Origin of the sequence: Roseimicrobium sp. ORNL1 (assembly GCF_011044495.1) — a bacterium.
Taxonomy (GTDB): Bacteria; Verrucomicrobiota; Verrucomicrobiia; order Verrucomicrobiales; family Verrucomicrobiaceae; genus Roseimicrobium.
Map to the genome: position 1 here is coordinate 6,394,449 of NZ_CP049143.1, position 25,164 is coordinate 6,419,612.

Annotated in this window: 25 protein-coding genes; 15 read left to right on the forward strand and 10 right to left on the reverse strand. The window is 58.0% G+C overall.

All coding sequences use genetic code 11. The features are described 5' to 3' along the window. Nucleotides 1-3: 3 nt before the first annotated feature. The 15 genes from G5S37_RS25700 (at nucleotide 4) to G5S37_RS32415 (ending at nucleotide 14,400) form a co-directional block, all read left to right on the forward strand. Nucleotides 4-1,053, forward strand: coding sequence for an MBL fold metallo-hydrolase (locus tag G5S37_RS25700; protein WP_165207974.1), 1,050 nt, complete (start codon nucleotides 4-6; stop codon nucleotides 1,051-1,053). 87 nt (nucleotides 1,054-1,140) lie between these two features. After that, nucleotides 1,141-1,548 carry a hypothetical protein gene (locus tag G5S37_RS25705; protein WP_165207976.1) on the forward strand — a complete coding sequence of 136 codons (408 nt, stop codon included), beginning with the start codon at nucleotides 1,141-1,143 and terminating at the stop codon, nucleotides 1,546-1,548. 321 nt (nucleotides 1,549-1,869) lie between these two features. Then, complete coding sequence (locus G5S37_RS25710; protein WP_165207978.1) at nucleotides 1,870-2,292, forward strand: type II secretion system protein; 423 nt, start codon at nucleotides 1,870-1,872, stop codon at nucleotides 2,290-2,292. A 55-nt stretch (nucleotides 2,293-2,347) separates the two neighbouring features. Then, nucleotides 2,348-4,234, forward strand: coding sequence for a hypothetical protein (locus G5S37_RS25715; RefSeq protein WP_165207980.1), 1,887 nt, complete (start codon nucleotides 2,348-2,350; stop codon nucleotides 4,232-4,234). Nucleotides 4,235-4,238: 4 nt separating this feature from the next. Beyond that, nucleotides 4,239-4,802: a hypothetical protein gene (locus G5S37_RS25720; protein WP_165207982.1), complete on the forward strand. Its 564-nt coding sequence runs from the start codon at nucleotides 4,239-4,241 to the stop codon at nucleotides 4,800-4,802. After that, on the forward strand, nucleotides 4,799-5,404 hold the full coding sequence (locus G5S37_RS25725; RefSeq protein ID WP_165207984.1) for a hypothetical protein: 606 nt from the start codon (nucleotides 4,799-4,801) through the stop codon (nucleotides 5,402-5,404). The genes G5S37_RS25720 and G5S37_RS25725 overlap by 4 nt, the downstream gene beginning before the upstream one ends. Then, complete coding sequence (locus G5S37_RS25730) at nucleotides 5,401-7,470, forward strand: secretin N-terminal domain-containing protein (RefSeq protein WP_165207986.1); 2,070 nt, start codon at nucleotides 5,401-5,403, stop codon at nucleotides 7,468-7,470. The genes G5S37_RS25725 and G5S37_RS25730 overlap by 4 nt, the downstream gene beginning before the upstream one ends. A gap of 14 nt (nucleotides 7,471-7,484) precedes the next feature. Further along, nucleotides 7,485-8,102, forward strand: coding sequence for a hypothetical protein (locus G5S37_RS25735; RefSeq protein WP_165207988.1), 618 nt, complete (start codon nucleotides 7,485-7,487; stop codon nucleotides 8,100-8,102). Next, nucleotides 8,099-9,790 (forward strand): ATPase, T2SS/T4P/T4SS family, encoded by a 1,692-nt coding sequence (locus tag G5S37_RS25740; RefSeq protein ID WP_165207990.1) that lies wholly within the window; start codon nucleotides 8,099-8,101, stop codon nucleotides 9,788-9,790. Before G5S37_RS25735 ends, G5S37_RS25740 begins: the two co-directional genes overlap by 4 nt. 5 nt (nucleotides 9,791-9,795) lie before the next feature. Further along, nucleotides 9,796-11,013, forward strand: coding sequence for a type II secretion system F family protein (locus G5S37_RS25745; protein ID WP_165207992.1), 1,218 nt, complete (start codon nucleotides 9,796-9,798; stop codon nucleotides 11,011-11,013). 20 nt (nucleotides 11,014-11,033) lie between these two features. Continuing rightward, nucleotides 11,034-11,561 (forward strand): hypothetical protein, encoded by a 528-nt coding sequence (locus tag G5S37_RS25750; RefSeq protein ID WP_165207994.1) that lies wholly within the window; start codon nucleotides 11,034-11,036, stop codon nucleotides 11,559-11,561. Beyond that, nucleotides 11,558-11,974: a type II secretion system protein gene (locus G5S37_RS25755; RefSeq protein ID WP_165207996.1), complete on the forward strand. Its 417-nt coding sequence runs from the start codon at nucleotides 11,558-11,560 to the stop codon at nucleotides 11,972-11,974. The genes G5S37_RS25750 and G5S37_RS25755 overlap by 4 nt, the downstream gene beginning before the upstream one ends. A gap of 25 nt (nucleotides 11,975-11,999) precedes the next feature. Then, nucleotides 12,000-12,686 carry an ATP-binding cassette domain-containing protein gene (locus tag G5S37_RS25760; RefSeq protein WP_165207998.1) on the forward strand — a complete coding sequence of 229 codons (687 nt, stop codon included), beginning with the start codon at nucleotides 12,000-12,002 and terminating at the stop codon, nucleotides 12,684-12,686. A gap of 176 nt (nucleotides 12,687-12,862) precedes the next feature. Beyond that, nucleotides 12,863-13,465, forward strand: a complete 603-nt coding sequence (locus tag G5S37_RS25765) for an ABC transporter permease (protein WP_165208000.1) — start codon at nucleotides 12,863-12,865, stop codon at nucleotides 13,463-13,465. A gap of 113 nt (nucleotides 13,466-13,578) precedes the next feature. Next, a complete protein-coding gene (locus G5S37_RS32415) occupies nucleotides 13,579-14,400 on the forward strand; it encodes a hypothetical protein (protein WP_206026141.1) in 822 nt (273 codons plus the stop codon). On the opposite strand, the gene G5S37_RS25775 is transcribed toward G5S37_RS32415, so the two are convergent. The 10 genes from G5S37_RS25775 to trpE form a co-directional block, all read right to left on the reverse strand. Beyond that, a complete protein-coding gene (locus tag G5S37_RS25775) occupies nucleotides 14,387-15,550 on the reverse strand; it encodes an ATPase, T2SS/T4P/T4SS family (protein WP_165208014.1) in 1,164 nt (387 codons plus the stop codon). The genes G5S37_RS32415 and G5S37_RS25775 overlap by 14 nt on opposite strands. A gap of 63 nt (nucleotides 15,551-15,613) precedes the next feature. Continuing rightward, nucleotides 15,614-17,494: a hypothetical protein gene (locus G5S37_RS25780; RefSeq protein ID WP_206026142.1), complete on the reverse strand. Its 1,881-nt coding sequence runs from the start codon at nucleotides 17,492-17,494 to the stop codon at nucleotides 15,614-15,616. Nucleotides 17,495-17,559: 65 nt separating this feature from the next. Then, on the reverse strand, nucleotides 17,560-18,105 hold the full coding sequence (locus G5S37_RS25785) for a hypothetical protein (protein ID WP_165208018.1): 546 nt from the start codon (nucleotides 18,103-18,105) through the stop codon (nucleotides 17,560-17,562). Continuing rightward, a complete protein-coding gene (locus G5S37_RS25790; RefSeq protein ID WP_165208020.1) occupies nucleotides 18,102-18,521 on the reverse strand; it encodes a hypothetical protein in 420 nt (139 codons plus the stop codon). Before G5S37_RS25790 ends, G5S37_RS25785 begins: the two co-directional genes overlap by 4 nt. 66 nt (nucleotides 18,522-18,587) lie before the next feature. After that, entirely contained in the window at nucleotides 18,588-19,730 is a 1,143-nt protein-coding gene (locus G5S37_RS25795; RefSeq protein WP_165208022.1) for a hypothetical protein, read from the reverse strand. 34 nt (nucleotides 19,731-19,764) lie between these two features. Beyond that, on the reverse strand, nucleotides 19,765-20,379 hold the full coding sequence (locus tag G5S37_RS25800) for a hypothetical protein (protein WP_165208024.1): 615 nt from the start codon (nucleotides 20,377-20,379) through the stop codon (nucleotides 19,765-19,767). Nucleotides 20,380-20,672: 293 nt separating this feature from the next. Beyond that, nucleotides 20,673-21,170 (reverse strand): hypothetical protein, encoded by a 498-nt coding sequence (locus G5S37_RS25805; RefSeq protein ID WP_165208026.1) that lies wholly within the window; start codon nucleotides 21,168-21,170, stop codon nucleotides 20,673-20,675. Between the two features lie 54 nt (nucleotides 21,171-21,224). Continuing rightward, nucleotides 21,225-22,304 carry an SAM-dependent methyltransferase gene (locus G5S37_RS25810; protein ID WP_206026143.1) on the reverse strand — a complete coding sequence of 360 codons (1,080 nt, stop codon included), beginning with the start codon at nucleotides 22,302-22,304 and terminating at the stop codon, nucleotides 21,225-21,227. Between the two features lie 60 nt (nucleotides 22,305-22,364). Then, the gene (locus G5S37_RS25815) at nucleotides 22,365-23,168 is read right to left on the reverse strand and encodes a hypothetical protein (protein ID WP_240914713.1); all 804 of its coding nucleotides are present in this window, start codon (nucleotides 23,166-23,168) and stop codon (nucleotides 22,365-22,367) included. Nucleotides 23,169-23,452: 284 nt separating this feature from the next. After that, nucleotides 23,453-24,964 (reverse strand): anthranilate synthase component I, encoded by a 1,512-nt coding sequence (trpE, locus tag G5S37_RS25820; RefSeq protein ID WP_165208030.1) that lies wholly within the window; start codon nucleotides 24,962-24,964, stop codon nucleotides 23,453-23,455. Nucleotides 24,965-25,164: the final 200 nt, after the last annotated feature.

Below are 25,164 nucleotides of genomic sequence, written 5' to 3' on the forward strand. Positions count from 1 at the left end.
GCCATGCTCTCTCTCACGGTCCTCGGCAGCGGCAGTTCTGGAAACTGCGCTGTCGTGCGCACGGAGAAGACCCGCCTCCTCATCGATGCGGGCTTGAGCGGCCGGCAGATCATGCTTCGCCTCGAAGCCGTGGGCCTGCGCCTGGAGGATCTGGACGGTGTGCTCCTGACTCATGAGCACTGCGATCACACCGCGGGACTGGATATCTTGTGCCGTCGTCACCAGGTGCCGCTCTTCGCCACACCGCTCACGCAGGAGGCACTCATGCAAGGCACTTTCCGCAAGGCCACGCCTCGGTGGAGGCTCATGCAAACCGGTGCCCCTTTCGATTTTCAGGATCTGCGCATCGAGTGTTTTCCCGTGCCGCATGACGCCGTGGACCCCGTGGGCTTTGTCATCGCCGATGAGGAATCACGCCTCGGGGTGCTGAGTGACGTGGGCTTTGTCACCAACTTGATTCGCGATCGTCTTCGCGGCGCCCACACTCTCTTTGTAGAAGCGAACTATGACGGTCCTCTTCTGGAAGCAGACACGAAGCGCCCCTGGGCTACGAAGCAGCGCATCAGCGGACGTCATGGACACCTTTCCAATGAGCAGACGGCAGAGCTTTTGCAGACTCTGGCTCATGAAGGGCTGCATCATGTGGTCCTTGGCCACCTGAGTGATGATTGCAACTGCCCCGATGTGGCGCTCAAAAAAATGACCTCGGTGCTGCGCAGTTCCGGCGCCTTGGAAACCAAGGTCGTGTGCGCAAAACGCAGTGTGCCCCTGCCTTGGATGGAAGTCGCCCGTCGCACATGCGTGGTACAAACAGTACTTTCTCCGACCACAGAGCCCATCCCAATCCCCAGCCCAGCGGCATCTTCCATTCCTGTGATCATCGAAGAGGGCGCCAGCATTCCGGAAGAGAAAAACCTTTCTGAGCCGGTTGTCTTGTACCGCACGGTGCCCCCTGTCATCCCCAACGCTCCCACCTCTCCCCGCATACGAAAAGCGAACACCACTTCCCAAGAGGTGCAATCCGATTTCTGGCTCGATCCCGGTGTCGCTTGAGGGTTTGATCAGTTTATGCAACGCGTACTTCGCATTCTCATTCCTGCAGTTATTGCTCTCGTAATCGGGTGGTTTGTCTGGCCCTACATGCAATCTGAGAAGAGCCAGGCCGAAAATATGCACCGGAGATTCATCTCCCTCGCGGCAAAGCGGGATTGGGATGGTGCGAACAAACTGATCGCCAACGATTATAGCGACGAGTGGGATAACAATCGGGAGGAAGCTGTCCAGACGGCCTCAGAGCTCCTTCAAGGGTTCCTCTACCTCAACATCGAATGGGAAACCACGGAAGTCACTGCGAACCAAGGGATTGCCAAAGTTCGCGGTTTTGCGAAAATGAACGGCAGCGGCGGCGGGTTCAGCTCCCAAATCATGTCTACCGTGAACGCCCTGAAGGAGCCGTGGGTTTTTACCTGGCGAAAAGAAAGCTGGAAGCCCAATTCATGGAAATTGGTGTCCATGAAAAACGAGGAAGTGAAAAAAATGGGGTTTTAATTCCCATTTTTACTGATCTCGTCGAGGAAATGGGGCATTTTTGCGGGCAGTCGTGAGCGCAAAAAATCCCTGATTTTTTAAAAATGCTTAGAATTTTTGACCCAGCCAAACACCCCCCTTTCTCCACCGGTCCATCAACTCAGATTTGCGTGATCCGTTGAAATTGAATGCATTTCAAACCAATTGGCGTCTAAGCATTCAATATTACGTTTATATTAGAGACCTCAAATTATTCATGGAATGAACCCATATTCATTAAGTATAAATTGATTTATTATAATTTCCATATCAAGATGCGCCGTGCTCTACCAACTCAAGTATATGAAATACAATCCTATCCTTCGTTCCAAGAAAGCTGCTGGCTTCACCCTCATCGAAATCAGCTTGGTCATCGCCCTGCTCCTTGGCCTCATCGCCGTGGTGTTCATTGGTCTCGGTTCCTACCGTGAAGGTTCGAACAAGGCCCAGTGCAAAATGCAGCTGGCCGCCGTTCAAAAGGCAGTCCGCTCCTATGCCAACATGAACAACATCGTGATCGACGCCGCTGGCACGATTCCGGACACCTATCTGGAAGACGGCACCATCATGGCGGTCAAGCCCGTCTGCCCCTCCGGTGGCACCTACGCCTACAAGGCCCTGGCTCCTGCCGTTGGCATCCCCTATGCTGACTGCAGCTACGACGGCGGCGCTGTCGCTACCAACACCCACGTCCTGACCGGTACCACCGGCATCGCTGACTGGTAAATAGCAGCGTCGTTTCCGGCCTTTCGCGGTATCAATCTCACCCTTCCAACTTCCCGTGTCTGTCATTACCGATCCGTACGATTTGAAGCCTGCCGACGTCTATCGTCAGGCTCGTACTGTCGCTGCAAAGACCAGCCGTGGAACGGATGGGAACTGGTACCGCGATCCTGGAGACATCGCATGTCAATGGCATATCTGGTTCGACGGGGGCAGGGAGGTATGTTCTGCCACCTTCTCCCGTTCGGACAACTGCTGGCGGCAGGGCCCTCCCCTGCCGCTGGCCAGTCTCACCACGGGGGATGACATCCAGTCCTTCCTGGGAGACCTCATGTCCCCCACCTACTTCGGCCACAAGCCTAGGGCCTTGGGCGTCATCCTTCATGTCGCCGACGAGTTCTCCCTCGCAGAAGTGGCCTCAGGCCCAGAGATTGCAGGAGAGACCGCCGACGACCTCAATGTGCTGAGGTACAACCTTGTCGACTCGCCCAAGGATTTCCTGGCTGACCGTGATGTATCGGTCGATACCATTTCCTGGCGATTGCTTCCCTTCTGGGGTGCACCCGGCGGCCAGACTCGATACACAGCTGTTTCTCTTCCCCGGTCCCGCGAAACGTTCCTCGGCAAACTGGTGGAAGGTGGCGAAGAATGGCGCATCCCGGTCCGGGTGGCCGTGACCAGCGCGCCCATGGAGGCCCTGGCATCCTTGGCCCTCCTCAAGCCTGAACTCCGAGGGGGCGGCTTGATTGCATTCCCTTATTTGAAATACACCGCCGTCTTCGCCCTGAATGCGAGTGGCGAACTCCGTTCCGCGCGCAGCCTTGCCCACCGAGGAGGCAATCCACTTCCTTCCAGCTTCGGGGACATCTTGTGGAACATGGGTGTGGCCGCTGAGCTCATCACCAACGATGGAGCCGGGCAGTTGCTGCCGAATGTCGTCATCATTTCACCCAACTCCGCAGTTCTCAACGAAGCCGTTAGAGACTTGGAGGCTTATTCCCTGAAACGTCAGCGCATCGTCACTCACGCGCTGGACCTCAGCAGCCACCCCACTACGGGCAGCCTTCCAGGCAACCGCCCGGAATTCCTGCCCTATGATGCCGGCGCCGCCTCGCAGGTGGGCTCAGGATCGCTTTCCAAATCGGAGACCTTCCGGTCTCTCTGGGATGGCTGGGCCACTCAAAACTTCTTCAACACCGCGAAGATCGACACCCAGTATCCCACTCTGGCCGATCTTCGCCTCCTTCGCTTTTCTTCGTGGTTCGTCGGATTGCTGGGAATCTCGCTCGTTGCCATGGCCGGATACGGCATTTATGGCTTGTTTACCGCGATGCGTCACCCCTCTTGGGAACTCACTGAGGCACAGGTCTCCGCCACCAAGGCCAAGCACGAGAAGCTCTTCGTTGAAGAAAAGCAGATTGATGTCACTGACCTGTTGATGAAGCCTCGCTCCCAAGGCTGGACAACGCTTGAGTTGATCATGCAATTGTTCCCTGAGGACGCAGGGGTCCGTCTTGAAGATTTCGGCTACGAAGTCAAACCCGTCACTGCTACAGTACCGGCGGGACCCAGACCAAAAGCCGCCCCTGGAACCAAGCCTGCCGGTCCCCAGACGTTTGGCATTACACGCGAGTGGACTTTCAAGGGCTTGGCAAAGCCCAAGGCGCTTGATCTCCTGAACAACCTCAACAGCCAGCGAGGTCTTACCGCGCTCTTCGACCAGGTGTTCAAGGCGACCAATGATTCAAGCCTTGCTCCCGATCCCTCCCGCCAGGTCCGCCTCGTTCTCACCCAAAACACCAATCCGAGATTCGATGTGAAAGCGTCCGCGGGTGAAGCAGCCAAAGACCCTTCCCTGACTTTCCCCTACGCGTTCGAGGCCGTCATCTCGCAGACCCTTACAGAAAAGGATCCCCTCGCACTCCCCACCGGGAAGCCCTTCTGATCCAATGAGCGCTTACACCAAGCCCATTCTCCGATTTGGACTCATGGTCCCGGCGATTTTCAACGCCATGATTCTCGGCGGCGTTGTTGCCGGCGTTTCCAAGCTCTCCGCGATCCGTGCAGAAAAGGAAAAGCGGTATGACGAGCAGACGAAACGCCTGGCCGCGATGAAACAGCTCGAAGCCAAAATCGCCCCCAAGCGCAAGCTCTTTGAAGAGCAGAAGAAGATTCTTACCTCGGACCCCGGCCAGATCATGACCAAAGGGCTCGACGCTTCTCTTCCGAAGTACACGGAGCTCGAACTGGCAAGAACCAGCCTGATTTTCCCACAAGACCGTGGCCGCCTTGGCCGCCTGATGCAGTGCGACATCAGCAAGGTCAAGTGCACCTTCAAGGGTGGCATTGGCCCCATGCAGGAGACACTGCTCCAGATTGAATCGCTCATGCCGCACGCCTTTTTGGAAGAAATCAAAGTCAGCCGCAAGAGTGATCTGATGCTGAAGCGGCCGGATCACCTGGAGATTGAAACCACACACGCTTGCTGGAAGGCCGGGGAGGAAAAGCCGTGAAAACCTTGTCGTCATTGTTGATTCTCACCCTGGCAGCCGCTGCTGTCGCAAATGGGGCTCCCCCGGCGAAGGCCCCGTCCGGTCCCGTCAAGAAAGCGCCATTTGTGGGCAACGAGGCTGGCTGGCTTCCCAGAGTGAAGTGCCTGCCCAGTGCCGCGGACGTTGACGCCGCTGCGCAAAAGCTGAGTTCGCGGACACGGGCGGTCGATCCCTTCAGCGTCGCCACGTTTCCTCGTGAAGATGACAAACCTCAGACGGATGAAAACGAGAACCGTCCGACCCTTCGCATCACGCTGAATCAAGCGCTGCAGACGTTGAAGCTCAACGGGATCAATCTCACCCAGAAGGAATTCCTCATTGGCGGGCGCAACGTGTACGAGGGCGACGTCGTTGAGCTCTCCTACAAGAATGAAATCTTCCAGGCTCTCTGCGTCGAAATCAACGCAACGGAGATCGTCTTTCGGGACCTGCAACGGGGTGATGTCGGGATCATGCCACATAACATGATTCCCAAGCTCCCACTCGAACCCATGCGCAAAGTGGCCTCCTCCCTAGAGCCGCGCTGGGCTCCCATGGAACCGGCAACACCTCCCAAGAAATGAATCTTCCTCTCACCATCTCCCTCAACCTGCTGGTCTGCTCCCTAACTGCCCTGCAGGGGCAGTCGGACCTGCCCCTGCCTCTCCCTGCGCCAAACTCTCTTCTCGCCCTGCAACAGCCGGATGGTACCAAGCCTCTGGCTGGCCCCATGCTGGTGCAAAATTCAAGCCCCGTTGCCGACCCTGGAGCTGGAGCGAGAGCAGGCTCGGATATCACTCCTGTGCCGGCGGATGCTCCCACCCCGGCGCCCGCCGCTGAGGGTTCGAGTTCCACTCCGATGCTGGCCGCCGCCAACCCTGGCCTTGAAAATCCGGCAGCCACTCCCCTTCCCACCCTGCCCTCCGAGGGTTATTGGGTGGACGGAGCTCCCATCAATGACGTCATGCAGTACCTGTGCCGCAAAGCCGGCTACCAGTACTTTTTCAACAATGAGCTGAACGGCCCGGAGCACATCGTCACCGGCCACCTGCAGCTTGATGATCCGGAGCGTCAGATTGAAGACCTCGCCGTCGCCTTTGGACTTGCTGTCTACCGCCAGGCGAAGACGCTCTATGTCATGAATGACCAGCAGCTCTCGCGCCTGCCGCTGGAAATCATGAGCTATCAGCTCAAGTACCTGCGTGGCTCCAGCCCCAGCCGCGTATCCGCACAATCTTCCGCCGAAGCTGGTGGCGGTGGCGGTGCGTCAGGAGGCATGGCCGACTTCGAAAAGCTCAAGCTCATCATTCGCCCCCTGCTCACCAAGACTGTGGGTCAGATCGAGTTCGAGGAAAAGACCAACACGCTGCTCGTCACGGACAACAGCGTGAAAATTAAGCGCATCAAGGATCTCCTGGAAAAGATCGACCGCCCCAAACAGCAAATTGCTGTGAATGTCCGCGTGCTGCGCGTCATCAACAACAAGGGCAAGAAACTCGGCGTCGACTGGTCCACTACCTTGGGTGAAGGCCTCTCCGTCACCGCGAGCCAGAGCTTGAATGCCATGTTCAACCTGCCGGAAACGAGCACGCTGACCAAGGCAAGCTCCAGCATCCGGGAATTCACCAACGGATTCAGCAATACGTCGATAGCGAGCGGAGCGACGGGAACGCCCACCACCACCACGTTCGAGAATACCACCACTGCGACTGGCAGTACCACCGACTCCAATAGCAGAGACACCGCCAGCCTCTATGACAACGGTCCTGGCCTGATCTTCGCTCCCCTTCAGATTAATGCCATCATCCGCGCTCTGGAGGAAAACGGCATCGTTTCGCAGGAATCCTGCCCGACGATCATCACGGAAGACAACGAACAGGGCCTCATCTCCATCGTGGATCGCTTCCCCATCCTCACCTCGACCATCACCGAGACGACGGCTGGGCAGAACATCACTGAAGAACTCCGCTACAAGATCGACGACGCCGATCCGGACCCCATGGATAATCCGGAAAAGAGCCGCGAAATCGGTGTGACCCTTTCCGTGACTCCCACACTGCTGCCAGATGGTACCGTCCGCATGAAGCTGCGCCCCCGCGTTGCCAAGATTGTGGAATTCATCACCGGTCAGACACAAAACATCTACCCCCGTGTGAGTGAATCCACTGCGGAAGCAATCAGCCGTATCCCAAGTGGACAGTCCCTCATCCTTGGTGGATTCTACGACTACAATGACCGCAAGAATGGCAACAACGTTCCGCTTCTTGGCAAGGTTCCCGGCTTGGGCTGGCTCTTCAAGTCCAAGGACAACACCATGGAGAAGGTGAGCCTGATCTTTGTCATCACCCCGAGCGTCTATGACGCCTCCAACCCCAACGCCATTCGTGGCATGAACCAGGAAATGCGGACTTACTCGAACTTCGAAGCTGCCCGGTTGGATGCGATGAGCGAGCGTTTCCTCCCTCCGCTTCCCGTGGACGGCCCGCCCGCCGCCTACCAGACCCGGGAGACGGTGAAGACACAGACGGTCTCCAAGCCCTCCGGTGCTCTTCCTGCTGAAGGCTCCGCCCAGCAGTCCGAACAGCCCAAGAAGAAGTCCTTCTTCGGTCGCATCTTCAACAAGAATTCAAGCGCAGCAACCTCCCCCTAAGCCGACAATCTCCCATGTTCGCGCCCAAGGTCACAGATACAATCACTGGCATTTCATTCCTGCCGCCGGAGCCGTCGTCAGGATTGATGGCGGCGATCAATGTGCTGGAATCCATCGCAGCATGCTCAGTGAATCATCTGCAGCAGGGCGGTTACATGTCGGACACAGAGATCCACGGTCTGCTGCAGAGCTATCATGTGCATCTTACGAGTGGCGGTTCCCTGCCTGCCTGTCGTGACTTCCTTGCCTTCACCGCTCTGCACCAGGCGAGGAAGCATGCCGTGACCCCGGAAGGCGAGGTGTCCCGCATGCAGCGCGTGCTGCGCCAGAGGCTGCACGATGAGGTCCACTACTGGAGCGTTGGCATGATGCCGGGACGGCCCAATTCCCTCTACGAATCCTGCCCCTCGCTCCGCGTGGCCTGTTCGCTCCTCGGGTGCCCCGCAGTCCTCTCCGGCGATGACAGCATCGTGCATGTCGCCTCACTGAATCCCGTCTCCGCTCTTGTTGCCTCCGCGTGGATTCGCCACGAGATCACGCACGCCGGCAAGCAGGATCCGCCCTTTGTCTTCCCCTTCATCGTGGACCTCGCCACCTGGGAGTCTCTCCAGCAGCGCCACTTCTCCGCATGAACCTGAATCTCGGCATCGAATTCAACGAGACCATCCAGGCACTGGTTCTGGAGGAGCTTCGAAAGGTTTCCCCTTCCGACATGACGCTTTCGGATGAGGCGCTCATTCGCAAGTCCTCCAAAGCGCGCATCCTCGGCGCCGTGGGCAAGGCATCCGGTCTGGCCGCCTTCCCGCATGTGAAGGAGCTCGTGGACTCAGAGCTGGTGAGCTACTGTGACCCGGCCGCCCTCTCTCGCGGTTTGTTTGTGCCGTTGCGCCGCAGTTCCGAGCAGATCCTGCTCGCAGTGGCCAATCCCTGGGACTATCGCGCGGACGACTACTGCTCCGTACGCTTCCCGGATGAGGAAATCCTCAAGGTGGTCACGCTGCCGGCGGAGATTTCCAGCGTTATCGAAGGCTCCTCTTCCTCCGCTGGCCCCAGCCGCGAAGACCTCGAAGCACTGGAGGTCGATGAGTTCTCCCTGGACGTTCCGGACTTTGACGTGACACGTCAGTACGACGAACCCATTGCCCAGCTCGTTGCCAGCATGGTGTCCGACGCCATCAAGCAGCATGCCTCGGACATTCACATCAAGACGGAGAAGACCAGCATCGCCTATTCCTTCCGTGTGGACGGAGACATTGGTCCGAAAATTGAAATGCCGGTGAAGCTGAAGGATCGCATCGACGCCTTCCTGCTGAACCTCATGCGTCTGCCCCCAGAAGACCGCAGCAAGCGCCCCGGCATCTCCGGTCGCTTCACCGCGAGCTACTACGGGCGCTCCGTTGGTGTGCGCTATGAGCGCCACCGCACCTATCGTGGTTATCACGTCACCATGCGTCTTCTGGACAAGACGCACTTGGAAGCCCGCCTCGGCATGGGCACCCTGGCCTTCGATGAAGGTACGCTTTTCGAACTGGACAAGGCCATGGCAGTGCCCTCGGGCATCATCGTGATGTCGGGCCCCACCGGCTCCGGTAAATCCACCACGCTCAACGCCATGCTGCGTGAGTTGAACCGGCCCGAGGACAACATCCTCACGCTGGAAAACCCGGTGGAAGATGAAATTCCCGGCGTTACGCACTGTGACCTTCGCGATTCCTCGGAATTCAAGCCGATGATCACGAGCTTCATGCGTTCTGACCCGGACATCATCCTCATGGGTGAGGTGCGCGACCGTGAGTCTGCCGAGCTCGCCATCGAAGCAGCCATCACCGGTCACAAGGTGCTGACCACCATTCACACCCCTCGTGCTTCACAGATCATCGAGCGATTTGAACAGTTGGGAATGGAGCGCTGGAAGATTGCCCAGACGCTGAAGGCCGCCTGTGCCCAGCGTCTCGTGAAGCTGCTCTGCCCCTCCTGCCGCATCAAGCTGGACGGTGTGCCAGAGAGAGAGCGTCGCCTCTTCCATATGGAAGACTTCTGGGCAACCCAGCCTGTTTTCGAGCACAGCAAGGATGGTTGCCAGGAGTGCAAAGGAAGAGGCTACTCAGGTCGAACCGCAATCCTCGAAATTCTCCCCATCAGTCCCAAAGTGGGTGACAAGCTTGCCAAGGGCGAGATCACTCCATACGAACTGGAGCACGAAATCCGGCGGGAATACGGTCTTCCTTCTCTCCGAGATAACGGTTTCAAACTTCTCCAGGCGGGACGCACTGACCTCGATGCGCTCAGAAAGGTGCTGGACCTCACCTACGACTGCTGATTTCCATGAATGTCTTTCAGGTAACACTGCGCAATATCAAGCGCCCCGAGGTAGCCAAGATCATCGACGTCGAAGCCCACAACAGGGAACAGGCGGCGATGCTCTCCGAAAGAGCCGGGTTCCGCGTGGCCCTGGTCAAGGCGATGCCCATTGGGGACCGCAAGCTCAAGGGCAAAAAGAACATCTCCATGAAGGAGATGGTGAAGATGTTCCGGGCGCTCTCCTCGATGCTCAAGGCAAATATCAGCACGGCAGACGCGCTGATGTACTATGCGCAGGGCTTGCCTGATGCTGGCCTGCAAGGCTCGCTGATGAGTATTCGCAATCGGTTGGAGGCAGGTATGCCGGTGCATATCGCCTTCGCCAAAGAGCGCAAATTCGATGCCACCATCATCACGATGATTGAAGCCGGGTCCGATGCCGGCAAGCTCCATGAGGCCTTCACGTCCATGGCGCGCAAGATCAAGGTGGAAATGGCCTTTGCCAGCAAGCTGCGAAACGCCCTGTTGGTGCCCTGCCTCGTGATTCTCTTCCAGATCGTCCTCTTCATCTGGTCCCAGATCAGCGTGGTCGGACAGGTGGAGGATACGCTGAAGAGCATTCGCCAGGAGCCTGATGGTCTTTCGAAGGTGATCTTCTCCTTCAGCCACATCGTGAAGGCGACATGGCCGTTCTTTATCATCGGCCTGGCTTCATTTATCGTCGCCCTTTTCCGCTCCGCCAATCTCCGCCAGACCCTGCTGAATTTTGGTATGGAGAAGTGGCGCTTGCTCAAGAAGCTCGTGATGGGTCTGCGCCAGACCGCGTACATCGGCACCTTGCAGATGCTTTATGCGAACGGCATCAACCTCGCGCGTGCATCCATGCTGGCCGCCAAGGTGGTGCAGGGCACTCCCACCTATGCTCCCCTTGTAGAGGCCAGCCAGATCTATGAGGGCTCCGGTCTTCCTTTTGCAGAAGCGCTCAAGAAGCGTCCCATCCTCGATCCACAGGTCATGCACATGATCAGCATCGGGGAGCGCTCGGCTTCACTTCCCGAGCAGCTCGAAATGCTCCGTGACATTTATGAAGAAGACACGGCGCAGGTGATGAGCGACTTCACCCAGATCATCAACCTGATCACGCTAGTGCTGGCCATGTTCCTCATCGGTCTGGTCTTTGCTGGCGCCATGCTCCCCATCTTCCTCATGGGTCCGCGCATGATGCAGTCGGGCATGCGTTAACAATTCACTCCGCGATGTGTATGTCCCTTTCCTCCCGCATCACCACCGTCGCCTGCCGCCTTGGTCTGGTGCTGGCACTGAGTGCCCCTGTCTCCTTCGTTGCCGCGCAATCGTCAGCCTCCCCTTCAGCCGCCAAACCGAAGACGAAGCTGGCACCCCGGCCATTGCCCGGCTCCACGTCCAGGAGTAACCAGTCGGGTCCTTCGGACGACGACTTGGCCACCGCGGAAGCACAGAATCGATCCAAGGTGCCGCTGTATCGTCCGTCCTCGGTCCAACCAAGGTCCGGCACTGCCGGGGAGACTAGCGCAAACCAGCAGGCTGCCATGCAGCACTCTGACCGAGCCAAGATCGTAGCGATCCGCCGCCGTGGCACGTTCCCGGTGCCCACCTCCATTCCGTCCGACACCGCCCCAGCGCTGGTTAACGAAACCGGTCCCAGCACTGTGGCAGCTGAACCGGCACCGGCTGCACTGCCTCCCGGTAAGATCCGCATCATCCCCAAGGAGATGATCAAGGCCAGCACTCCTGCCGCACCACACCCATGAAGTTGATCCGTCCCCTCGCCCGCCCACGGTCTAGAGCCCATGGTTTCACCCTGATCGAGATTAGCCTCGTCATCGGTCTCATGCTGGGACTCATTACCCTCGGCGGATTCAGCTACGCAATGGTCCGGGATTGGAACAAGGCCAAGAATGCTTCACTCGCCCTCCAGGCAGTGTATTCCGCCCAGCGCAGCTACATGGCAGACAATCCCACAGCAGATATCACGGAGATCGACGCCGCCACCTTGATCCCCTACCTTCCCACCGGCTGGACGGAGATGCCAACCGCGACAAGCTTGACTGATACGGCGCTCACTCTGGATTTCCAAGTGATGCCCCCAGTCTTTCGGTCCTCTGGGGCGGCGTATGACCCTTCCAAAAGCACGAAGGATGGTCTGTGGGACATTGGCGGCTAGTGCTGCCCGATAGCATTTCTTATCCATGGAGTCCTCCCCCGCTCCCAGCATTGACGTTGAACCTGGAACAAAGTTTGGCTACCGCAGCGGCCCGTTCTGGAATAGACAACCCAAAGTCCTAGTGGACACAGAAGAGAAGGTCCACGTCGGACCCGGTCTTCACCTCTTTGTGGCGCCCAACGGCGCTGGGAAGACCACCCTGCTGCGTTCCCTCGCCGGCCTGACGAAACCCATTGCCGGCCGGCTGTCTGTAGACGGGCAGGTGCATTACTTTTCGGATGAACTCAGGATGGATCCTGAACTGAAGCCGAGAACGCTTTTCAAGTCCATGCTGAGTGCCCATGCACGCGAGCATGCCCTGAAGCTCTCCGACACGCTGAAACTCAGCCTCACGAAGCCAATCAGCAAACTTTCCCGAGGCAACCGCCAGAAGACCATCCTCATCCTGGCCGAATCCCAATTGCAACAGGCAAACCGGAGTGTCCTTTTGATGGACGAGCCCCTTTCGGGATTGGACGCCGAAACGCGCGAACAGGTGGTGGATCTCTGGGCAAGCTCCAGCAAGCAGGTGGTCCGCTTTGTCATCATGCACGAGCTGGAAAGCGTTCACAACGCAGACAGTCTCTTCACCATCCGTTCCGGTGCTCTCCGTCATGCTGCCACCAAGACTGGCTCTTCTTGGATGGACACCTACCATGCCATGCAGAAATAATGACCTCAGAACGCACCTGGCCACTTTTTAGACTCAGCACTTCCGGGCTTCTCGTGCGCGGAAGCTGTTGGCTTCTGTTGCTTCTGGGAGTCCTGTTTCCGTGGCTCGCGCCGCTGGTGACTCCCTGGGAGGAGAATCCCGGCATCCTGCAGCCCGCCAGGGCGCAGGCCGCGTGGATGTTTGCCTGGCTGGCCCTGTTTACGTGGCTGCCTTTCCAAGCCGCTTCCCTGGGTCACAGGATTCGCAAGCAAGGCATGCTAGAACATCTCCGTGCCGCAGGACATGCCCGGCTCAATCTCTGCATTCAGTTGAATGCGTCGCTCTTCCTCTGGGTGGTGGCAGTAGCGTTGCTGGCAATCATTGTCTGTTTGGGCTTTTGCATGCCCTCGTCAGCCACCGATGCCAGCAACTGGACTTGGCTCGTGCTGCAATACGCTTCGCTCTACATCCTGGCGGCCGTTCCCTTGATGATGCTCGGCGTGGCGCTGGGTACCGTCACCAATGAGATCATTGCCTTTATGATTCCGGTCAGCATTCTATTTGTGGGACTGTTCGGAGGCCTCTGGCTCGCTCCCTTTTTTGCCCAGGGCGAATCACCGCTTGGCAAGCTGTTTTGGGTTTTGATGCCTCACTACCACCTGGCGGATCTCACGCCGCGCCTGGTTTTCAAAATGGGACCGCTGCCCACTCCCTACTACTTGAGGACTGTCACCGTACTGGCCGTTGAAGGGGCCGCTTTTACCCTCCTTGGACTATGCGCTTTCCGCACACGCTCCTGATGGTCCTTGCCGCCGCGGTGCTCTGGGGAGTCTCGCGGTATGCAGCACCCTATCCACCCAAGACGGTAGAGGAGGTTCCCACGCTTGCCATTCCTGGCAGCGCGTTTGGGAGCTTGATCGCCCGCACCATGCGCGAGTCCCTTTATACCTATTGGCACGGAGGTGAGGCCGCCCGCGCCTTGGCGACCAATCCTGCCAAACAGGCATCTGCTACCACCTCGTCTCCGCCACCTCCTCCCCCACCGACGCCTGGCGTCTTTTCGAGGCGCCAGTTCACTTCCAATGCGCCCGCGGCCGTACCTGCACCAGTAGAGGCCATTCTCCCAGATGAGGGGCCTGACTTACCCGCGATTGGAACCCCGGTGGATAGGGTTGCCGGTTTGTTGTTCAAGCTGGAAACTCAGCGCAGACGGAGATCGGGACCCGCAGTGCTTTCAGCAGCTCACCGCCGCTATATCCAGGCCTCCGCGGGATGGCGGTTGAGACTCGCCTACAATCTTGATCCGGGTGATCCAGCCCTCTACGAAATCCTGTACCACTATATCACCACCACCTCCCAGGATTTGGGTCAGGTTAAGGAGCGGTCCAGGATAGTGACTGAAAAGGCGCTGGCTCAGGCAAAATCCAGCCAAGGTGGCATGGCAAACGCACTGACGGGCGTAGGCGCCGCGATCAATGGCCTTAACGATCTGATCCTTGCGGCGCAGCCGGGATTCCCCACGAAAAACGAAGTCGCCCCCCACTGGAATAACATCATCTCTCTCCAGCAGCAATTTCGTGAAACACGTGCTGCAGCCGAGCGGGAGGGATGGTGGATGAACATTCCGTTCGCCCGCCGGGTGGAAATCGACGACCACGCCCGGTTCCTCGACCGTATCGTCGTGAAGTTCCGGGACAACCTCGCCGCCAGAGGATATCTGGTCAGCCACCAATAAGATTGGTGCTGAACACCTGCTCTGAAATCTTGCCCTCGCGATACAGTTGCATCATCGAGCTGTCCCAGCGCAGGTTGCCCTTGTAACGCAGGGCATCCGCCAGTGAGGTGGCGTTGCCATCGTAGGCTCGAATACCGGCGCCCACCGTATCACTGGTATTCTGGAGATATTCGGTGACCAGCACTCGGCCTTGGAAACCCGTGAGCAGACCTTGGGACAACACAAAGGTCAGTGTTTCACCCAACCGATTCAACACGCCGGGCTGTTGATCCTTGGGGAAGAACTCCAGAATACGGTCAATGGTCTTAACCGCACCACGCGTGTGCAGGGTGGAGAGAACGAAGTGACCGGTCTGAGCTGCCTCAATACAGGTCTCCATCGTTTCGCGGTCACGAATTTCCCCCAGCAGAATGATGTTGGGTGTCTTACGCAATACTTCCTTGAGGCCCGACTGGTAGGAGAGCGTATGCTTGCCCACTTCCTGCTGCGTCACCATGGACGGCGCAGGAATCATGAGACCCGGAGTGTTGGGATCCTCCATGTCCCTGTCATATCGATATTCAATCGGGTCCTCCACGGTGACGACATGCTTTGAGAAGTGTCTCCGTACCCAGTCCAGCAACGCCGCCAGAGTGGTCGACTTGCCTGAACCCGTGGGACCCGTGATCAATCCCAGCCCGAAGCGGCGCTGGACGAGATCACGCAAACTGTCCGAAATCATCGGGTCGATCCCGAGAGTCTCGAGCTGTGAGATCTTGCCGCGCAACCAACGGGTCGTGAGGCCGAGTCCAGTTTCGCTGAGGTGCATCTGCACACGCATACGAACCGGCGCACCGAGAGCACCGTTGTCGCAACTGAAGTCGATGACGCGCTTCTTGCGGATGAGCTCCCACATCTTCTCCACTGAGCCCTGGCCATCCGCGTCTGACCAGAGTTCCACATTCTGGTTCAGGAACAGCGCTTCCGCAATCTGCGCCACGGTTTCTGCCGGCATGACCCCAAACGATTCGGCAATCTCAATGCCACGATTGGTGTGCACGTAAAGCAGGCTGTTCGTACGGATCTGCACATCCGAAATCTCACGATCTGGATAGGCCGCGGCAATGAGACCCAAGAAATTATGGACGGCGGAGGACTGAAGAGCGCTCATTAAAACAGTGTCAGGGGAGGCAGTGGATGCAGATGTCCGCGCGGTGGTCGCACGAACAGATTTTCAATTAATCTCTTCGATCACTACAAGCCAGTTCAACTGGTGGATGGGTGGAAGCTCTGCGGGGCTCTCAAGAGGCGTAAGATCCGCCGAAATATCATTCGTGTGCACAGTATCATCCTTGCCGGACTTCATGTCCATCGGTCTCCACGCGGAGGTACTGCCCGTCTGCAGCGAACCCATTTGGCCCTTATGCTCGAAGAGGCGATTGTTCTGGGTCGTGCCCACGCGCAATTCCGAAGCGAAAATAGACATGGGGGGATAATAACTGGCGGTGCCTGTAGGAAAACCTGCATCCGTAGGGACCGAGGGCAAGGGGTACTCGTTGAGGTCGTCCCCAATGTAGACACGCACCGGTCCCACCAGCGAAAAGCCCTTGGTGAAGGAAGTCAGGTCCTTCCCTTTGCGAATGATGGCACACATGTCTCCCTCGGCCGGAGGGGATGACAGAGCCTTCACCGTCAAAGGATCTGCCGTGGCGTCCACGGAGATGTGCAAGCTATTGTTCGTAAGCACGGAGGCCCCTCCTTTGGAGAGAAGCCAGGCGTTCAACAATCCCGGGGAGACGGTGATGCAGGAGCGGCCAGTGCTGGTGAGTTCAGTCTGGAACGGAATGACATCGCCGCCCGTTTCCACCGCAGACGGCCAGTTGCTGTTGCGTGTGAGTACGGTCGTCTGGGTGGTTCCTGAGGGAGTCTTATACTTGACGCGGATGGAGGTGGGTGTCTGGTCATCAAGGCTAACCATCGCAAGTGCCTCGATCGTAACTTTGCAGTCAATCGCGCCGCTCTTGTATTGGTCCCACTTGGTAGGGGTACCCACGAACTTGTTTAGAAAAGCAGTTCCACTTGGAATCGGGTAGAAAACGACTCGCCCAGAGTTCGCGGACAATGCCACAGGCAGGATGTTGGTCTTGGCACTCGCATGCATGCTCTCACGCACACCCATGGCATCGAAGTCATTGTCGACCGTGGTGCCATCCAACTCCAGGGGAGCGTCCAACTCAATCGATTCACGTCCGGCAAGACGGCTGGCTCCGTGAGCGCCATTCATTTTCAGGCTGTCTGCATAGATCCCACCTTCGATCGTGATATTGGCCCCCCATGCTGTGCCACCTTCGTATTGACCAATTTCAGCAAAGGTCGCCGCTTCAATGGGAAGCTGGGACGGCACCTCGTACAGGGAGAGAATATAGTTTTTGGTGACGCCGACATCGCCCTCACCGTAACGCACGCTGAACGCCCACCAGTTCCGCTTTGCCACAAAAGGCTCGCCGGGTTTGGCATAACCAAACCTAATGTTCGGATAATCGATTTTGTTGAACTTGGGATAGCTGGTGACGCTCGCCAGCAGGCCGGCGCTTTGTTCCGCATAGACCTTCTCCGGGCTGACGACGGGGCGATTTTCATCAGCCGCTTCCAGGGCAGGAGTTGACTTCAGGAAGGGGGGTACCTTTCCAGCGAGCCCAGCTGCGGTGAAATCATCCTCGTAACTGGAGATACCAGGGGTGACTCTTCCAGCTTGGCCGCTCAGCGAAGTGATCCAGCTTTGCACTGTTGCCGCATTATCATCACCGACGTCCGCCTGGCGCACATTGGCGCCCAGACCCATCGCCTGCTTCATGCTGGTCGAAATCGCCTCCGAAGCCGCCGCACGCTGAATGGCGTCTGCAAAAATCGCATTCCAGCTATAGGTAGTCGAATCTGCATAGTTTCCCTTCATGCAGGCCACGACCTTCGCAGGAAAGCTGGCCACCAGGGCGCGCATGAGAGCCTCCTCACGCTGATGGTAGTCGATACGAAGCTGGCTCTTCGCAGCCTGATCGCGCTTGATGAGCGAACTGCGATAGACCATCGCCAAGCTCAGAAGGAGGAAGATGCTCATGAACGTCACCATGGGCATCGCCGCAAATCCTCGAAGGGTGCGTTTGGTGGATGGGACTCGTTTTTTCATCGGCTGCCTCCGTAATAAGTAACCTCTTCTTGATTCGGCCCAGTGAGAGTGACTCCGAGGACGCCGGTATTACAGTGAAATGTAGCATTACCGAGGCCTTCGCACACGGTCCATTGCGATTCGGTGCCATTGGGAAGCTTACCATAACACTTCAGCACCTTCGTGCCCGCCACAGTTTGCACTTCCACCCACAGTTCCGTGATGTCGCCATTGGCAGCCTGGCTGAAAAGACGCACGGCACCTCCATTGACCAACACTGGAGCTGCGCCACCGAGAGCAGCATCGCGGCTGGAATAGACAAAATAGTGATCGGCCGAACCAAAGATGCGTCCCACAAGGTTTCCAATCTGGGGTGCCTCCGTCGTGAGAAAGGACTGCTTCTGAAGCCAGCCCATCAGAGTGATGTGCTGCTGAAGCATGGCAATCAAAGCTACGCTCAGGGCGAGGGTGATGCTCACACCCATCGAAGTCTCCAGCAGGGTGAAACCACCCCGCCTGAGTGACTTTCTCCACGAGAGCGGCCGTTGAAGACGAAAATTCATTGTGCGCGAAGCGTGGATGAGGATTTCACATACTGATTCGAGCCGACATTGTACTGCACCACGGAATGCAGCCTCCATACCGCGAGAGTCACGTCCGGTTCGCTGGTATTAGCCTGGTTCACGCGATAGCGGATCAGCTTCGCCGTGACTGGAGCGCCACCCATGATCTTCCCAATCTGGATAGTCACGGGCGCTCCGACCACGCCCCCGGAGGCGTCGGGCCACATCGAGGTCCCGGAAGCGATCTCCGCGAAGGGGACGCGGTTTGCCATCGCGGTCTCGCGCGTGAGGAGGGCATCCGTCAGCGTCTGCATGGTCGTCCAGTCATTTCCTCCGATGGCAAGCAGTGTAGCTTTCATCATCAGCAACGCCAGCAAGGTGGCGGCCCCGAGGGCGATGGACGCCTCAACCAACACGGAGCCTCGCCGGCTCGAACGCCGGCGTCCCCTCATTACATGGCGCATGTTCATGGTCGAAAGTGATTACGGGCTTCCTTCCGCCGTGCTCAACTTGCCACGGGAGGAGATGACACGGTCCACTTCAAAGGTGACCTTCTTGAGTGTGTCCTGGCGGCGATTGTGGAATGGAGTCTCGGTAATGATCTCCATGGTATAGATCCCATCCTTGGGGGTGTAGCTGGACAATCCCGTCACACCAATGGACGCGTTCTGCGGTACCGTAGGATGGTCAGTCAGACCAGGGTTGTAGTACTTGCCATACTTGCGCTCCGTGGTTTCGATAATCGTGCCCTGGGTGCCTTTCACCCACGGGCCTGAATAGATTTGCACATACGTTTTGGAGTCCGGATACAGGTCCGAGTAGGTGAACACCAACTCGGGAATGGCATCAATGAAGACCTGGTTGTCGGTAACACCTGTGAACTTGGCCTCGGCCACGGGCCAGACCTCGATTTTCGGTTCCGCAATGTACGTGGCTGGAATGCCATCGGCCGCGTACCGTTTCACTTTAAGCTTCCATTCTCCAACACAGTCCAGCTTGTTCGCGGGGTTGTCGAGTAAAGCGTAGAGCTCTTTATCATATCCGAACGGAAATTTCTGGTTACCCTCGAGCACAACCGGAACGGGGGTCAGAGGGTAGGGCTGTTTCTCCGGTCTCCCACTTGCGTTTCCTAAAGGGGAATAAGTGTCAGGCCAGTAGTCCGTGCCGATGAATTCAATCTCGACCGATCTCTCCGCCGCGGCAGCTGTAGCGTCTGTGACCACCCCTGAGATCGTGACCGAAAACTTGATGGGTTCATCCACCCGCGTACGGACTACAAAGTTCGGAGTCTTCGGGTCGCCACGGAAATAAGTAGGGTCACCGGTCTCGATCGTAAAACTCGCCGCGGGCGAATAGGCCTTGATGATTTTGGTATCCAGAAGGTACTCATTGGTATCCCAAGCGGTGCCCTTCGCATACAGCTTGTACACATTTCCGCCATCCGAGACGGGGAGGAGTGGTGTGTAAGGCCCACCGAGATCGGTCGGCAGGTAGACATGGGCCGAAATCCCGGTTCCGAGATCCTTTTCAATGACCCACGCCTTGGTCGAGGTCGTTTGTGCCATCAGGCCGCCTTGGGAAGCAGCGAGCAACAGCAGGAAAATGTTGAGCCTTATCGATTTCATGGATTCAGAGTGGTAGTGGTGATGAGAATCGCGACTATTTCCTAGCGGCCCCTGCCTTATTGGGGGCCTTCTCGGTCTCGGGCTCGGGCTCCAGGACAGTGATGGGATTTCCCTTCAAAAGGGCCACAAGCACGCGCGTGTCTTGGGAGAGCGCCTTCATCACGATTTTGGATTGATCGGCATCGCCGTAGACCATCTTCATCGGCACTTCCCAGCCTCCGACCCAATCCTTATTTTTCGCGAGAAAGTCCGGCCAGGGCAGCAACGGACCTTTCGGCTTGTCGATGACGCGGTTCCGATAATTCGCCGGAAGAGCCAGTACGGAGCCAATCGGCACTCTGGTGTAGCTGCTTCCATCGTAGAGCAGGATGCAGTCTTCGTTCGGGTCATTCTTGACCTCTTGCTCGCCCAGCGAGGGGTCTCTCGGTACGCTCTTGTACTCACCAATCGTTTTTGACGCCTGTATTTTCCTCTGAAATTCCGCCGCTGTCGTAACTTCACCCATCGGAGGCCTAAGCGAGTCGGGCCTGGCGCCCGGCGCCTGAGAATGAGCCGGTAGTGCCCCAAGAACGAAACTTGCTGCCGCCACAGCCATGGCAGTATGACCTAACTTAATCCGCAAACGCGTGAGAGAAAGAATGGTGTACACGGTGCTACTTGTACCATCCGTTTCTTGTATATTCCATAATTACTGTGTTTTTAGACCCTTTATTTAGGGCTTGAAACACAAAAGAGCGTTCATCCGAACAATTCCCTGCAATTGCAGGTTGCAATATTGCTATATGACACAAAAAAGGGGCGCGCGTCTAGCCCTTTGTGACGCTCTGAGAGCCTCACCGACCGCGAGACGGGCCTGGTCGACCGCCGCAGACGTTTCATCTGCGGCGAAGCGGCCCGTAATGAGAGAACGATGTTGCCCTACCGCGATCTGCGCGGGGACATTCAACCGAGCTTGAGCTCGGCGCGCTTTTCCAAGGCTTCGGCGATCTCTGGCCATCCGCCGGGACGCTGCTGCTGGAACATGTACAAATAGAGGGCGACCTGCTCTCCGGAGTTATCCTTGAGCATGGCGTCCACGCCAGCAGCGACTTTTTTTGCCTCAAGGGTCTCGGGCAGGTCATCCACCTGTCCCTTGCCATCGTGCTTGATGCCAGCAGCGTCCAGGAAGGCAGCCAGCATGGGCACCTTGGCCTTGAGCAGCCAGAGCTGCAGAAGCTGCTCGGATACGCCGTCCAGCGCCTTCTGCTTCATGTGGCCCAGCAGCCAATCGATGCGCTCGCTCTTGGACTTGCTGTCGAAATACTGGGGGCGCAGCTTCCTCGTGGCACCTACCTGGTAGAGCGCCGTGCGAAATGCATCCTTGGTTTCAGTCTGGATGTAGCCGAGGATTTCCTGCTGCAGGGCAGGGCTGATGGAAGCGATAAGCTGATGGGCTTTCATGCGGGGCGGAGTGCCTAACACCGGCACCACTCAGGTGCAAACGCTAAGTCCATTTCAAGCAGCGGGCGCATGGGGAGGCCTTTGCGCCAACACCTTGAAGGCACCTCCCGCCCCCGCTGGATCCAGGACAAAGGCATCCGCAGCGTTTGCCTTCGCCCGCTCAGCAGCATTGCCAATGTGACGGTTGATGAAACTCGACTGGGTCTCGAGGACATCAGTACGCCAGCCCAGAGATTCGCCCCAGTGCTGGAGGTCGGTAAAATTCACGTCCGCAGTGATGTCCTGTCTGCCCATGCGCTGGTACACCTCTGCTCCGGTGAGCCTCTGCTGCGCAAAGTACGCGCGCAGGGTGCCACGCGGCTGGCGGTGGCACACCGCGGGAAAGGCGTCTCCGTAATCCAGGGTGAGCATCGCGCCTTCTTGCCACGATCGCGCCCAGCTCTCCAACCACTCCTGATACGAGCAATGCACCTCCACCTTCTGGCCGTGGCGAAGCGTGTTCTGCGGCCAGGCCTCCTCCGAGAGAGCCACCGCAAGCAGGCCATCTTCTAAGGGCACTCCCCCGTCGATGCCTCCGGCCACTGCCGCCCCCAATTCCTCGCGCCACACTCCTGCAGCTTCGTCGCGGCGCATCCAGATTTCACACCAAGTCCTGGAGGGCTCATCCCACTGCAGCAGCGTCGCCGGGAAGGCATCGACCAATTCATTGTGGAAGACAAAGGCCCGCCCGTCGGTGGCATCCATCGCAGCCTCCATGGACTCATGCCAGACGGCGGCTCCCTCACCCAGCTTTTGCTGCTGTTGGGCGCGCAGCACGGGGGACGCCTCCACCATGTGCCAGCCCATCTTCCAGCGGGGCCACCAGCCCAACGAATCGCGCACTGTGGCGGAGAGAACACCACTGCCGCCGCCCACTTCAATCACCGCACGCACACCGCGCTGGCGGCGCATCTGTTCCTTCAGCCAAGCCGCGACAGCTTCCCCCAGCAAAGTGCCTGCGGTGGCGGAGGTGGAAAAATCACCGCGCCGACCCACGGTGCGCACGTTGGTGGTGTAATAGCCTGTATCAGGATCAAACAACGCGCGGCGCATCCACTCACGAAAAGGGATGGCGGTGTTGCCCACGGGCTGCATATCTCCACCAAAGGCAGCAGACCTGCGCAGGCAAGCTGCAATCAAGCTTGAAGCACCGCCTCAGCGGAGTTGCATGGCCTTGGAGCCATTCTGGCGGAACCACTCGTCGCGCTTGCGACGCAGTTCCTCAAGACGCGCCGCCACGAGGTCTTTGTCCTTGCCCGCCTGTTGCACGAAGTGGTTGTTGGTGCCATACATTTTCCACGGGCCATCGGGGACTTCATGCACATCCACGAAACGCCAGTCCACCTTGTGGTTGGTATTGAAGCCAAGGTAATCACGCACCGCAGGAGAGACATCGAGCCCCGCGCCACCATTCTTGTAGTTGGCGGGCTTGGCATCGCCGAACACATAGCCCACGTCATCCGTGAGGAAGGGGCCGCAGTCGCTCCATTGCGCATAACAAATGCGGTCCTGATAGCGGATGGCAATCCAGCGATCACGGCACACGGATTTGCCATGGCGCTCAAAGGTCTGCTTGAACCAGGGAATCACACGCGACGCATCAGGCTTCGTGGTCCGGTAGTCGAGGCAGTCGTTGTAGGGCAGGGCCACGTAAAAGGGATTCTGCTTCGGCACGAAGGCCGCAGGGCGGTAATCCGGAGCACGCTTGTTGGGATCCGGATCATCATAGCCGCCGTAGTTCGCCGTCCACGCGGTGTCCCACGAGCTCTTGGTATTGGGTGTGGGATTGTTCTCCGTGGGAAGTTCACCCACCCAGAAGACCGTGGTCATGATGTCCGTCTTCCACGGATAGCGGGTGTAGGTGGCACGCGGAAGCGTGGGTGCAAAGACCCGTGGCAGCGTCGTCGAACTCGTCGCAGGAGCAGGACTCAACCCCTCCTGCCGCGAGGTCGAAAGCATGCCCATGGACGCCGTTTCACGCGAAATACCCACAGCGACAGGGGAAAGCGTCTGAGCAAATAGATTGCCTCCAGCCATCAGAGACAGGACTGCAAGATGGCGGCAAAGGGATGTCTTGCGAATCATGAGCAGTTTTGGGGGCGTGCACAGACGTTGAAGAAAATTTACCACAGGCCGATCGCGCGTGGCAATCCATCAGGCATCACTTTTTTAGAAATTTTCCAGAAAGTCGGGCGGCGACATTTTGTGAATTTATTCAGCAAGCCAAAGCAAACGTGTATTTTTCAGCTTCCGAGTTCCTTCGCGCGTTGCAGTGCACGCAACAATCCGCGCGCCTTGTTCACGGTCTCATTATATTCATACGTGGGGTCGGAATCCGCCACCACCCCGGCACCCGCCTGCACATAGGCATGTCCATTTTTCAGCACGCAAGTGCGCAGGGCAATGCAACTGTCGAGTGAACCATCGAAGCCAAAGTAACCCACCGCGCCGGCATACGCGCAGCGCTTGTTCTTCTCCAGTTCGTTGATGATTTCCATCGCCCGCACCTTGGGAGATCCACTCACCGTGCCTGCGGGGAACGTGGCTCGCATCACATCATAGGAGTTCCTATCAGGAGCAAGGGTCCCCTCGACATTGGAGACGATGTGCATCACATGCGAGTAGCGCTCGATGATCATCAGCTCATTCACGCGCACGCTACCGTGACTCGACACACGCCCAACGTCATTGCGCGCCAGGTCCACGAGCATGATGTGCTCAGCGCGCTCCTTCGGATCTTCCAGCAGTTCCTTCGCCAGGGCATCATCTTCCGCCGGCGTCTTTCCTCTCCAGCGCGTGCCGGCGATGGGGCGGATTTCGATTTTTCCATCGAGGCATTTGACATGCACTTCCGGTGAACTGCCCACCAGGGCGAAGTCATCCGGGAAATCCAGGCAGAACATGTACGGCGAGGGATTCACATGCCGCAGCGCGCGATACAGGTCGAGAGAGGTGCCGGTGTAATCCGTCTCAAATCGCTGCGAAGGCACAAACTGGAAGACGTCTCCTGCCTTGATGTATTCCTTCCCGGCCACCACCATGGCTTCGTACTCCGCCTGGGTGGTATTGCCGCGAAGCTCCAGCGCGCCATTTGATGCCTCAGGCGCGAATGCCTGCAAGGCCTTCACTTGAAGAGGCGCTTCCAGTTTGGCGATGATCTGCTGGATGCGCTTGCCCGCCCATTCGTAGGCCGCTTCAAGAGAAGCGTGATCCGGCACAAACACATTCGCCACGATGGTGAGCTTGCGATGCTTGTGATCGAAGATGACCACCGTGTCCGCAATCATGAACACCATGTCCGGCACACCGAGGGAGTCCGGAGGAGCGGCGGGCAGGGTGGGCTCGAAGAACCGCACCATGTCATACGACAGATAGCCGACCGCACCGCCGTGGAATACCGGAAGGGGCGCGGGAGACACCGGCTTGAACGCGGCCATGATATTCTCCAGCTCCTTGAGCGGATCCCCAGGGGCGGTATAGGTGCGCTTCTCGCCTTTCTCCTCGATTTCAATCTCGCGCCCGCGCGCGGTGAAAATCAACCGTGGCTCGCTGCCCAGAAGTGAGTAGCGCCCGGAATGCTGCGTCAGTTCCGCGGACTCCAGCAGGAAACCATGCCGGCCGTCATGAATCTGGCGGAAGGCGGATAGCGGCGTCTCATAATCTGCAGCCAGCTCCACCCACACCGGCACAAGATTACCTTGTGTTGCACGGGCGGAGAAGGTCTGGAAGTCGGGCTGCAGGAATCGGTGGAACATGGGAGCGCGGAGTCTAGCGCATCCCGTGGAAATTGCACCAGTCTTGCGTGCTGAAGGAAATCAGGATGTGCGGAACACCACTTACCCTACGCATAACGGCACCCAGGAGTCCTGGGAGCGCTGGCCTCCGGCCGGCGTGCATTCAGGAGTCGCATGTCGATTGGCCCAGCCACGCAGGTACGCCGGCCAGAGGCCAGCGC